The following is a 12,900-nucleotide window of genomic DNA, read 5'->3' on the forward strand; positions in this document are numbered from 1 at the left end:
AACTTTCTATAAACATATTTAAAGGGGGACTGTATTTGTTATGAGTACACAACATAGCAAAACAGATGTCATCTTAATTGGTGGCGGAATCATGAGTGCAACATTAGGTACAATATTAAAATCATTGTCACCTGATAAAAGTTTTAAAATGTTTGAAAGGTTATCAACACCAGCTCAAGAAAGCTCTAATGCTTGGAATAATGCAGGAACAGGGCATTCAGCATTATGTGAATTAAATTATACCAAAGAAAATAAAGATGGCTCTATAGATATTACAAAAGCTATTAAAATAAATGAGCAATTCCAAATTTCTAAACAATTTTGGAGTTTTTTAGTAAAAGATGGTCAGTTAGGTTCACCTGAAGGGTTTATTAAACCTGTGCCGCATATGAGTTTTGTACAAGGCGTTAAAAATGTAGAGTTTTTAAAAAAACGTGTAGATAGACTTAATAAAAATATCCTATTTAGTAATATGGAAATTACAGATGATAAAGACAAAATCGCTGAATGGGCGCCATTAATGATGGAAGGCCGTACGTCTAACATTCCAATGGCTATTTCATATGATAAAACAGGTACAGACGTTAACTTTAGTAATTTAACTAACAAACTGTTCGATAACTTAGAAAAACAAAATGTAGAATTAAATTATAACCATGAAGTAGAAGATTTAAAACAAAGAAAAGATGGTAAATGGGAAGTTAAAGTTAAAGATTTAACGACTGATGAAGTCAAAATAGTAGAAAGTAAGTTTGTTTTCATCGGTGCAGGTGGCGCAAGTTTACCACTTTTACAAAAGACAGGCATAAAAGAATCTAAACATATTGGTGGTTTCCCAGTAAGTGGACTTTTCTTAGTATGTACTAAAGAAGAAATTACTAAAAAACATAATGCCAAAGTGTATGGTAAAGCATCTGTTGGTGCGCCACCAATGTCGGTGCCACATTTAGATACACGTTATATTGATGGCAAACGTACATTGTTATTTGGACCATTTGCTGGTTTTTCTCCGAAGTTCCTAAAAACTGGGTCTAATATGGATTTAGTAAAATCAGTTAAACCTAATAACTTGATTACGATGTTGTCTGCAGGAGCTAAAGAAATAAATTTAACTAAGTATCTTATTTCTCAATTAACTTTATCAAATGAAGAACGCATGGAAGAATTACGTACCTTTGTACCTGATGCTAATAGCGAAGATTGGCATGTAGTTGTTGCCGGTCAACGAGTTCAAGTAATAAAAGATACTGAGACTGGTAAAGGGACTTTACAATTTGGTACCGAGCTTGTGACTTCTGAAGATGGTACGTTATCTGCATTATTAGGCGCTTCACCAGGTGCCTCTACAGCTGTAGACATTATGCTAGATTTATTACAGAAATGTTATAAAGATGAGTTTAAGCAATGGGAAGGTAAAATTAAAGAAATGATTCCTTCTTATGGTCAACGTCTGACAGATAACGAAGATTTATATAAAGAAATTAATGAAGAAATTAAAAAATATTTAAAAGTTGACTAATGTTATAGTAATACTTTTTATATAATCAAATTAAGCCTGCACGTTGTCTATGATCGACACGTGCAGGCTTTCTGTGTAATGTTAATTATTATTGTCTAATGGTAATTTGATAGTAAAGACGGTACCTTTTTCATAAGTACTGTCAACAGTAACTTGGCCTTGATGTAATTCGACAATTGTTTTTACAATCGCTAAACCTAAACCGTTACTATTGTCATATTCACTTATTTTATAAAAGCGTTCAAAAATATGTTGTTGTGTCATTTGAGACATTGGTTCTCCTTCATTTTGTATCATGAAAGTAATATTTTCGCTATCTTGATGGAGCATAATATCAATCGCACCATCTTTAGGTGAATATTTAATGGCATTGGTAATTAAATTTTGGAAGGCTTGGTGTAGTAGCCGACGATTACCAGTATATGATACAGCTTCAAAATCTGAGAGAATAATTAAGTCTTTTTCATTTGCACTATATTGTTCGTGACGTATTATTTCAGTTAATAATTGATTTATTTGAATTGCATCATTAAATTTTAAATGTACATTGTTATCTAATTCTGACAGAAGCAACAATGCTTTAGTCAAATCACTTAATTGCGTAGTGATTTGGTAAATATCATCTATATATTGATGTTGTGCAGTTGTAGTTTTAGCATGCTTCATTTTATCTAGTAAATGATGGATATGTGTTAGAGGTGTCTTAATTTCATGAGACACATTTTGCACAAAGTGTTGTCGCATATCATCTAATTGTTTGAGTGATTGACGCATAGTATCGAAACGATACTGTAGTGTACCTAATTCATCTTTACGTGTGATTTCAGTAGGTGTGTCAAAATCTCCATGCATCATACGTTCTGTGGAGCGCTTCAGCTGTTGTATAGGTTTTACAATGGCATTAGTAGATAAAATAACAAGCGTGATTGAAATAACAAGTAGCAATGTAATTAACAGTGCTAAAAATATACGAAATTCGCTAAAGGTTTGTCCAATATCTGGTCTCATAAATACTGCTACTTTTTCGCCATCGGAATGAAATGGCACGCCAACAGTATTTGACGTCACATTTTCAAAAAAACCTGTAATAAATGGTTGGAAGGGTTGATTTTTAATACCATGGAAAGGTTTGTCTGCTAATACTTGTTGCACAGCGGATTGTGAAATATTGTCTTCTCTAAAAGGTGTACCGTAAAATGATTTTTTTCCAGAGGTTGTGACTGTCATTACTTGATAATTCATTTCACCCATATGTGTAAAATATTGATCTAATGAGGTGACGTTAGATTCAGATTGATAATTTTTCGCTTCTTTAAGTGTGCGCATAATTTTAGCATCATTGTTTTCCTTTAAATAGAGATGATAGTAAACATTAGTAATTAGAAAACTCATAATGGCACTGAATAGTAAAACAACGATAGTATAAATTGCTATACGTGTATATAAAGATTTAAACATAGTCATCCACCTTATAACCGAGTCCTCTTACTGTAATGATGTTAACTGAAGAATTGAGTCTTTCTAGTCTCTTACGAAGCCTCTTAACATGCACATCTACTGTCCGTTCATCACCTTCATAATCAAAGCCCCATATTTTTTCTATTAACGCATCTCTGCTAAATACTTGTTTAGGGTTAGCAGCTAAAGTATAAAGCAATTGAAATTCTTTATTAGGTAAATTCATTGTCTTTCCTTCAACTTGAATTTCTAGATAAGCTTGATTAAGCAATAAATTACCTACAATAATTTCATTGTTTGTATTGATGTTGTATCTTCGTAATATCGCTCTGATTCGAAAAATTAACTCTTTTATTTCAAATGGTTTCGTAACATAATCATCGGTACCTGTTAAAAAGGCTTTTTCTTTATCGCTTAAAGCATCTCGTGCAGTGAGCATAATAACAGGCAACTGATAGTCATCTTTTAATATTTGACATAGTTCAAATCCATTCATGCCTTCCATCATAACGTCGACAACAGCAATATCTATTTGATTATCCATTAAGTACGAAAGTGCTGTTTCAGCACTTGGTTTCGTTACTGTATGTAAACCTTCTCTATCTAAGTGGTTTGAGACATATTGTAGGATTTTTGGATCATCATCGACAATTAAACACGTAGTCATACTATGTCACTCCTTCTAATTTATTTTCATTATACATATTATATCTGTAATTAACCAAATAAAATTCTAATCACTTATTAAAAAGAAACAAGGTGAATAAAAATTTATTAAGAAGTCATAAAAGTTCATATTGAGTTCATAAAGGCATCATACAATACAATTAATCAATTTGAACAGGGAGTGAGTAAGTAATGAAACTAGCATGGGCGGAAATGAAATTTTATAAATTTCGTTTTATTTTAATTATGCTTATCATATTACTATTGAGTATTATGGTGTTATTTATTAGTGGATTAGCACAAGGATTAGCAAGAGAAAATGTTTCGATGTTAGATAATGTAAATGCAGAAAAGTATGTTATGCAGGATAGTAAACAACCTCAAATAGAAAAATCACTATTGAAAGATTCACAGCAAGAAAAGATAGAAAAAATTACGCAGTCAGAACCGATGCAGTTAGCAGGTCAAACATTAAAACTAAAAAATGAAGATGAAGATGTCATGATGATTAATACTGTGAAAGACCATAAACCTGAATTAGAACAGGGCCACTATCCAAAAAAGAAAAGTGACATTGCCATAAATAAAAAGTTAACGGCTGATGGTCTCACTGTAGGTGATACTGTTACAACAAAAGATGGTAATAAATTAACGATTAGTGGTGTACTTACAGATACAATGCATTCACATAGTTCAGTAGTGATGATGTCAGATGCTGGTTTTGAATCGTTAAATAATCAAGTGTCTACGATTTATCCAGTTACTGATTTATCAGATAATAAAGCACAACAGTTAGAAAACATTTCAGGTGTCAACATTTATAGTGAACAAGACATTACCGATGAAATTCCAAGTTATCAAGCTGAACAAGCACCATTGAATATGATGATCGTAAGTTTATATGTAATTACTGCGATTGTGTTAAGCGCATTTTTCTACGTTATGACAATTCAAAAAATATCAGAGATAGGTATTTTAAAAGCAATAGGGATCAAAACACGTCACTTATTAAGCGCGCTTGTATTCCAAATTTTATTAACTACTATGATTGGCGTAATTATAGCAATCGCTATTATCAGTTTATTATCGATAGTAATGCCTGTATCGATGCCGTTCCACATTACTACATTTAATTTATTGCTCGTGACTATTATCTTTATTGTAGTCGCTATGATAGGAGCTATATTATCGTTTATTAAATTATTTAAAGTTGATCCAATTGAAGCTATAGGAGGTGGAGAATAATGACTTTAGAAATACAAAATATTACAAAATCCTTTGGCCGAGGACAAGCGGAAACACAAGTGTTGAAAGGGATTGATTTTAACGTCGATAATGGAGAATTTGTTATTTTAAAAGGTGCTTCAGGTTCAGGTAAAACTACATTATTAACTATCCTAGGTGGTTTGTTAACAGCTAATGACGGACAGATTTTATATAATAATGCACCATTATTTTCAGCTCAAAGTAAACCAGCAGCATTACGTTTAACAGAGATAGGTTTTATCTTCCAATCAGCACATTTGGTACCATATTTAAAAGTGCAAGATCAGCTCATAACTATTGGTGTTGAAGCGGGTATGACGAAAAAAGAAGCTCGAACTAAAGCTGAAATGTTGCTCAATCGTATAGGTCTAAATCACAGACTAGATGTCTTTCCTCATATGTTATCTGGTGGAGAAAAGCAACGTGTAGCTATTATGCGTGCCTTTATGAATAATCCTAAAATTATTTTAGCAGACGAACCTACAGCTAGTTTAGACGCTGCGCGTGCGACGGAAGTAGTTGAGATGTTTAAAAAGCAAGTGAAAGACGAGCAAATGATTGCTATTATGATAACCCATGATAATAGATTATTAGAATATGCAGATAGAATAATAGAACTAGAAGATGGGAAAATAGTACAACAATAAAATAAAAGCAAAAAATAGGCGACAGTTATGCAATAAGAACTGTCGCCTAAGTTGTGTTATAAATAACTTGGAATTTGCCAAAATGAGATAATACAAATAAAAAAGAGTATCGCGAAATACACTGTTAATAGTAAGCGGTATTGATACATTAAACCTAAAAAATCTCTAATTAATGCAATTTCTAAAAAATGATAGGGCGTGGTACTACCTAAGCCAGTCATGCGAACATTTAAAATTTGTCCAAAACGCAATGCTCTAAGCACATGAAATTGACTCGTTACACAAACAACTTGCGCTTGTCTCGGTATATATGTCGCTAATAAGTCTTTAGTGTTTTTAATGTTTTCAAATGTATTGGTAGATTGATATTCCATAATAATTTGTTGTTCAGGTACCCCGTTAGCGATTAAGTAGCGTTTCATGGCTAATGATTCTGGTATTGGTTCGTCTGGACCTTGACCGCCACTCACAATCATCGTGGCATCACTATTGTTGTTAAACAATACCAAAGCTTTATCCAATCGTTTGGCTAACATTGGCGTAACTTCCTCAGTAAAAATGCCAGCGCCAAGTGTTAGAATCACATCATAATGTACATTGTTCGAACGAGTGGCATAAGCAGATGACCATGTAGCATAACAAACAAAGGTGAATAAGGCACTAAAAGCGATAGCTGCTAACCACAGAAAGATAATATTAATACCAATTGGCATTAAACTAATATAGGCACAAGCCAATGTTATTACAATAAGTTTAACACCACGCTTATATAAGCGCTTCATAAAGCGAAGACTAATATCATTGTTAAATAAATGGCGATGCTTCAAATGTATTAGTATAACACCTAGAATCAACACGATAATCAAATCGATTGGGATATGATGGCGACCAATATGGTAGATGATTACACAGTAACCTAGTATAACAATGGAAATATATGCATTTAGTGATAACAGTATCGTTTGGTTAAAAAACAAACTGATGTAAGCTATAAAAATAAAGAAACACAAAATGATAGTTAATAAATCCATACAGCACCTCAAATAGTTAATCTATTATACTAAATGTAGAGGATTGAAATTAAATTAGCAACTACAATCTGTTAAATAATAAGTAATATTTATGATGACTGCAATAAAGTTATTGGAATATAATATAATTTTGAACATAATGGTTTTTAATCTTTTATCTAGTGATATTTATTGATATTATTAGGGTAATAAGTAAAAGACTATAAAGTGCTAGAAAAAAGACAATTCTAGATATTGTATAGCTTAGAGGTGCAGGACATGGTAAAAAACTTAAGAAATCATATTGATTTTATGGGTATGTTTATAGACGATGTGAATACTTTAGTAGCAAAATTACTCAGAGATTTAAGAGCGGAATATAACATATCGAAAGAACAAGCAAATGTCATTTTAATGCTTGAAAATGAGAGAGCAATGACATTAACAGAAATAACTGAAAAGCAAGGAGTGAATAAGGCAGCTGTAAGTAGACGGATTAAAAAATTAATCCAATCTGATTTAGTAGAATGGGACAAAACAGAAACACATGCTGATCAGCGCCTGAAGTATATTAAATTGACTGATAAAGGCCAACAATTTAATAGTGAGTGTAAATCAATAGTAAGTAATATCGTGAGTGATATGCTATCTGATTTATCTGAAGAACAGATTGAACAAGCACGCTATGTATTAGAGATTATTGATCATAGATTGAAAAATTTTAATATTAACAATTCCTAATATGCATAATAAAAGCCTACACTTCATTGAAGTGTAGGCTTTTATTAAATTTATTTTTTCTTACTTTCTTTGGTTTTAAATGGCCACCAGTTTCCTTTGCCGAATGATTTGGCTATGGAAGGTATAAATAGTGGTAACATTAAAATGTTATATAATAGTAGACCGACAATGACAACTGTTGCAATTTGCATTAATGTCATAGCACCTGAAGAATAAAGAGCAGCTATGGTACCAACTAAAATGAGACAGGCAGTCATAATTACTGTACCCATTTTGCGCATGGCGATTAATAATGCAGGGACGATACCTTGGTAAGCTTCTTCAGAGAAGCGATTGACTAAGAATATTGCATAGTCAACACCTAGAGCCATTAGTACTACAAAGCTAAAGAATGGTACGACTAATAATAAACCACCTAATCCAAGTATATTGTCAAAGATAATATTTGCTATACCAATTGATGCATAATATGTGATTAGAATGGAAGCAATCATGTAAATTGGCATAATAATAGAGCGTTGGAATACAAGTAATACAACAAATAAGAAAATAGTAATTAACACAATAGCTTTAGTCATGTCATTATCAATAGTAGTCTGTAAATCTTTGTTTTCAGCAGACGTACCACCAATTTCTATTTGACTATCGTTAAAGCTAGTACCTTTTACTTGATTTGTTACAGACTGTTCAACTTTCTCCACTGTATTCATAGCCTTTTTGGAGAAAGGATCGTCACTTAATTCTACATTAAGTAATACAATATTGCCGTCATCCTCACTATATTGATTAACAGATTGTTTTAATTCAGAATCTTGCAGCATATCTTTTGTAATATACATGCCCGATTCATCAACTGATTTATCATTGGCCATATCTTCCATTCGTTGTTGTATTTGTTCTTGACCAGATTGTACTTGAGATAGGCCTTGAGACATTTGGGCAGATTGACCTTGACCTGCTTGTTGCGCACTGTTTAAACCAGTATTAACTTGATTAATGCCATCATTAGCTTGTGATAATTGTTGCTGCATTTGGTCAAGTTGATACGTTGTTGTAAGTTGTTCAATAGGGTTACCAGTAGGACGTGTAATCGTGTTTACTCCGTCGACACCTTCAATTTTTTCCAGTGATTTCGCTAATGTTTCAACGTCACTGACGCCGTTTTCTGTTGTCAGTTTTTTATCGTCTTTTATAGCGATTTGAACCGGAAATGCTTGGCCCACACTAAAGTCATCTTTAATGATGTTGATAGCTTTAATTGAGTCGTATTCATCGCTAATTTCATTAGTATTATCATAAGTAATATTATTAGGGGCGAATACGATGATCGGTATTAAAATAATTAAAACTAAGACCAATGCTAAAAATGGTTTTTTTGTAGTGAAATTACCTAATTTGCCCCAAAGTGCACTATCTTTATGACCAGCTGTATTTTTACTTGGCCAAAATACTTTACCACCGATTACTAATAACAAGGTTGGTAAGAGTGTAAACAACACAATCATTAAGCATAATACACCGACCGCAATACCGACTGCAGATTTAAATAAACTAAATTCAACAAAGAACAGTGCTGCAAAGCCAACTAAAACGGTAATTGCACAAATAAGAATTGTACGTCCTCCGTTTTTAAATGTATTAAGTACAGCATCAAAATTACTTTGATCTTTGCCTAATTCTTCTTTATATCTATTGAGTAATAAAATACAGTAATCTGTACCTATACCAAAGAGTAGTGCAACTAAAAATGGTTGAATATAAATTGACACTGGGAAGTCAGCGTATTTCACTAATAATGCAATGATGCCTTGTGAAAATATATAAGATAATCCAACTAATAATAGTGGCACAAATGGTGTTACTACAGAGCGAAAGACTAAGAATAAAATACCTAAAATAAGTATTACGGTTATAACTTCAGTTGTTTTTAACCCTTCATTAATACTCGTGTTAATTTGGTCTTGGATGTTATTTGTACCTGTTAAATAGGAACCTTTGAAAGAATGATTAATGTCATCAATATCTTTTGAAGCTTCTAATGATTTGTCTTTATTGGCAGAAGTTTCGATTGGAATCATGATAGATTTTTTATCTTCTGAAACTAACTTATCTTCAATCGCTGAGTTATCAAATGGCGAAATAACACTTTTTACACCATTTACGTTTTCAATTTTTGATATGTAAGATTTTAACTTCTTCTCATCTTGATTATCCAACTTATTATCTAATTGAACAACCGCACTAATACTATTAGAATCAGCATTAACATCTTTAAGTATTTGTTTGTATTGTTGAGATGTAGTGTCTTTTGGTGGAATGATTTCACCTTTATCAGCTGCTAATTGGGCTAAATTCGGTGAAAATATTAACGAACAAGCAACAGCAATAATAACAATAATGGATATTAACCATTTGAACTTCAATATCGTCTTCATAATAACCTCCTTAGTATTACTAACACTTAAAATATACTATTTTTGGTTGATGACAGTCAACTAAGTGAGCTTTTATAAAATATTAATATATTGTAAATAGATATTAGACTAAATAAGTATTTCAAATACAACTAATACTTTATATAATAAAGAAGGTTATAGTTATAACGAAATAGACGTAAAAATTAGGATGTTATTCGTTCATATATATTGTTTCATTGTAAATTATGTTAAAATAACGTGATAGTGCGAAATGTAGAAGTAGAGGTGATAAGATGCAAAACTGTCCAAAATGTGGAGAAACGGTAAATACAGTTAACAAAGTATGCCCGTATTGTGGACAATCGTTAAGGAGTAGACCTTCTAACAATAAAAAACGAGCAACCCGACAAAATAATAAAACATTAAATAATAAAGTTCGCAAAATCATCCCATGGGGTATTGCATTATTTATCATCATATTATTGATTATCATATTCTTTTTACTTAAGAATTTTAATTCTCCTGAAGCTCAAGCTGATTTATTAGTTAATGCGATAGATAATAACGATACACAAAAAGTATCCTCTGTATTAAGTACTCAAAATAATAATGTAGATGAAGACGAAGCAACAGCTTACATAAAGTATATAAAAGAAGAAGTAGGCATGAAAAACTTTGCGGAAAGTATACATGATAAAATATCCAAACTAAATGAAGGTGATAGTCAAGTTTCGAATTATGTTACTGCGCGTAACAGTGAAAAAGTATTGAAAATCACCAAAAATGGTACACGTTTTTTCCTCTTTAACAATATGAATTTTACTGCTCCTACTAAAGAAGCAATTGTAAAACCCAAATTTGATGCTACGTATAAATTTAGATCAAATGATAAACAACGTACAGTTACTGCTGATAAAAATCAAGCAACATCATTAGGGAAATTTATCCCGGGAGATTATAGTATTGAAGCTAAAAGAGAAACGGAAAATGGTCAATTTAGCGGTGAGTTGAAATTTAATTTTAATGATAGTAATAATGAAACGGTTGATGTAAATCAATCCTTTAATGAAGCATATTTACGTTTTAACCTCAATGGTGCAGATAATCTTGATAAAGATACGATTAAAGTGAAAATAAATGATAAATCATTTGATTATGACAATTCTAAAGCTTATGGTCCATATCCAAAAACAAAACAAATCACAGTGAAAGCGGTCGGGGAAGCGAAGAAAAAAGAATTTAGTTCTGACGAAACGACAATTCAAACAGATAACTTAAAAGACAATACAACTGTATCTATTAATTTTGATGAAGAAGAAATTGATAAATATGTGAAAAAGAAAGAAAAAGAAGAGAATAGCTTCCGAAATAAAATAACTAATTTTTTTAGTGACTACACACCTGCATTAAATACAGCATATACACAAAATAATTTTGATATGGTGTCAGAGTTTGTCAAAAAAGGATCATCTAACTATAAAGCAACTAAAAACGGAATAAGTTCAAATCAATATAGATTTTTCCAAATTCCGCAAATTTCTGAAATAGTTAGGTTAGACGATAAATTTTATGTTACTGGTTACGCCTTGAAACGTGATGGACAATATGGTGAAGTGAATTATGTCCTCGAGGGTACATCTAAAGGTGATGACTTACAAGTGATAAATTATAGCGAATAATTAGAGGCTGGAATAATGTTATTCCAGCCTCTTTATAGTATCGAGATGGTTAGCAAGTATACCTAGTGTAATTCAATTGTTATAATAATAAAGGTTATTTATTACGCTACCATTTTAATCTGCCTAACTGTTCTATATAATAATAGTATTACATGCTTAGGAGATTACATTATGTCTGAAAATAAACAAAGTAATTCGCTTATTTTTATTGTTATATTAGGAGCTTTAACGGCTATCGGTGCATTATCGATTGATATGTTTTTACCGGGCTTACCTGAATTACAAAATGATTTTGGAACGACAACATCAAATGCTCAGTTGACTTTATCTTTTTTTATGGTTGGGTTAGCACTAGGTAATTTATTTGTAGGTCCTTTATCGGATTCACTAGGCAGAAAAAAACCATTACTCATTACAATGGCTTTGTTTACAATTGCTAGTGTAGCGATAGTATTTACTACAAATATTGGGGTAATGATATTCTTGCGTTTCGTACAAGGGTGTTGTGGAGGAGCTGGAGCAGTTATTTCACGTGCTATTTCAAGTGATTTATATAGTGGGAAGCAACTCACTAAATTTTTAGCAATACTTATGTTAGTTAATGGAGTGGCACCTGTATTAGCACCTGCACTTGGTGGCATCGTGTTAACATTTGCTACATGGCGTATGATATTTATCATCTTAACAGTCTTTGGCTTAGTTATGTGCGTAGGGATAGTGTGTTATATTAAAGAATCACTGACGACTGAGCAGAGAACACCAGCTAATTTAGGTTCTATTTTTTATAACTTTAAACAATTATTAGCCAAACCCAAATTTGTATTACCTATGTTAATACAAGGTTTTACATTTATATTTTTATTTAGCTATATTTCAGCATCACCTTTTATTGCACAGCGTATTTATAATATGAATGCTTTACAATTTAGTTGGATGTTTGCGACTGTGGGCATAACATTGATAATTTCGAGTCAATTAACCGGGAAGCTAGTTGATTATTTCGCTAGACAGACACTGTTTAGAGCGTTGACAGTAATTCAAATTGTTGGTGTGCTCGGGATTGGTATAACTTTACTCAATCATCTGCCTTTATATATGTTAATAATTGGATTTATTATATTAGTTGCACCAGTGACAGGTATTGCTACATTAGGTTTTTCTATTGCTATGGATGAGCGTTCAGGTGGTAGTGGTAGTGCATCTAGTTTATTAGGGCTCGTACAATATTTATTCGGTGGTTTAGTTGCCCCGTTAGTAGGAATAATGGGAGAAGATAGTTATCTACCGTATCTTGTTATTATAAGTATTACAGCAATAGGATTGATAATATTACAAATAATTAATTACCGAGTATTTCGTTAATACACAATGATTTCAATTCCATATTACAATAACCTATTAGGGTGTTAGTGATTTATGGAAGTTAAAAATGAATTGCAAAATGGGAGTGGGACAGAAATCTGATTTTGAAAAAATGATTTCGTTGTCCCACCCCGG

General features: G+C 31.9%; 10 protein-coding genes. 6 read left to right on the forward strand and 4 right to left on the reverse strand.

Going from position 1 to position 12,900, the window contains the following annotated elements:
• Positions 1–40 precede the first annotated feature (40 nt).
• The gene (gene mqo / locus CD036_RS12030; RefSeq protein WP_103388768.1) at positions 41–1,519 is read left to right on the forward strand and encodes a malate dehydrogenase (quinone); all 1,479 of its coding nucleotides are present in this window, start codon (positions 41–43) and stop codon (positions 1,517–1,519) included.
• 81 nt (positions 1,520–1,600) lie between these two features.
• Here mqo and CD036_RS12035 read toward each other — a convergent pair whose 3' ends face one another.
• Positions 1,601–2,977 carry a HAMP domain-containing sensor histidine kinase gene (locus CD036_RS12035; protein ID WP_103388769.1) on the reverse strand — a complete coding sequence of 459 codons (1,377 nt, stop codon included), beginning with the start codon at positions 2,975–2,977 and terminating at the stop codon, positions 1,601–1,603.
• Positions 2,970–3,644, reverse strand: a complete 675-nt coding sequence (locus CD036_RS12040) for a response regulator transcription factor (RefSeq protein ID WP_002509085.1) — start codon at positions 3,642–3,644, stop codon at positions 2,970–2,972. Before CD036_RS12040 ends, CD036_RS12035 begins: the two co-directional genes overlap by 8 nt.
• Positions 3,645–3,835: 191 nt before the next feature.
• Here CD036_RS12040 and CD036_RS12045 point away from each other — a divergent pair, with 191 nt between their 5' ends.
• Both CD036_RS12045 and CD036_RS12050 read left to right on the forward strand, forming a co-directional pair.
• A complete protein-coding gene (locus tag CD036_RS12045; protein WP_103388770.1) occupies positions 3,836–4,888 on the forward strand; it encodes an ABC transporter permease in 1,053 nt (350 codons plus the stop codon).
• Positions 4,888–5,556, forward strand: coding sequence for an ABC transporter ATP-binding protein (locus tag CD036_RS12050; protein WP_002509087.1), 669 nt, complete (start codon positions 4,888–4,890; stop codon positions 5,554–5,556). Before CD036_RS12045 ends, CD036_RS12050 begins: the two co-directional genes overlap by 1 nt.
• Before the next feature lie 56 nt (positions 5,557–5,612).
• Here the strand turns inward: CD036_RS12050 and CD036_RS12055 are convergent, their stop codons facing one another.
• Positions 5,613–6,587, reverse strand: coding sequence for a YdcF family protein (locus CD036_RS12055; protein ID WP_021459720.1), 975 nt, complete (start codon positions 6,585–6,587; stop codon positions 5,613–5,615).
• A 258-nt stretch (positions 6,588–6,845) separates the two neighbouring features.
• On the opposite strand from CD036_RS12055, the gene tcaR reads away from it, so the two are divergent.
• Positions 6,846–7,307: a MarR family transcriptional regulator TcaR gene (gene tcaR, locus CD036_RS12060; RefSeq protein ID WP_002509089.1), complete on the forward strand. Its 462-nt coding sequence runs from the start codon at positions 6,846–6,848 to the stop codon at positions 7,305–7,307.
• Positions 7,308–7,357: 50 nt separating this feature from the next.
• On the opposite strand, the gene CD036_RS12065 is transcribed toward tcaR, so the two are convergent.
• Positions 7,358–9,742 carry an MMPL family transporter gene (locus CD036_RS12065; RefSeq protein WP_002509090.1) on the reverse strand — a complete coding sequence of 795 codons (2,385 nt, stop codon included), beginning with the start codon at positions 9,740–9,742 and terminating at the stop codon, positions 7,358–7,360.
• Positions 9,743–10,017: 275 nt separating this feature from the next.
• Between CD036_RS12065 and tcaA the strand changes: the two genes are divergently transcribed.
• Positions 10,018–11,403, forward strand: a complete 1,386-nt coding sequence (gene tcaA, locus CD036_RS12070; protein WP_021459719.1) for a membrane-associated protein TcaA — start codon at positions 10,018–10,020, stop codon at positions 11,401–11,403.
• Between the two features lie 171 nt (positions 11,404–11,574).
• Positions 11,575–12,765 (forward strand): putative multidrug effflux MFS transporter TcaB, encoded by a 1,191-nt coding sequence (gene tcaB, locus CD036_RS12075; RefSeq protein ID WP_021459718.1) that lies wholly within the window; start codon positions 11,575–11,577, stop codon positions 12,763–12,765.
• Positions 12,766–12,900 lie beyond the last annotated feature (135 nt).

This window comes from Staphylococcus arlettae, from assembly GCF_002902345.1.
In the GTDB taxonomy this organism is placed as follows: domain Bacteria; phylum Bacillota; class Bacilli; order Staphylococcales; family Staphylococcaceae; genus Staphylococcus; species Staphylococcus arlettae.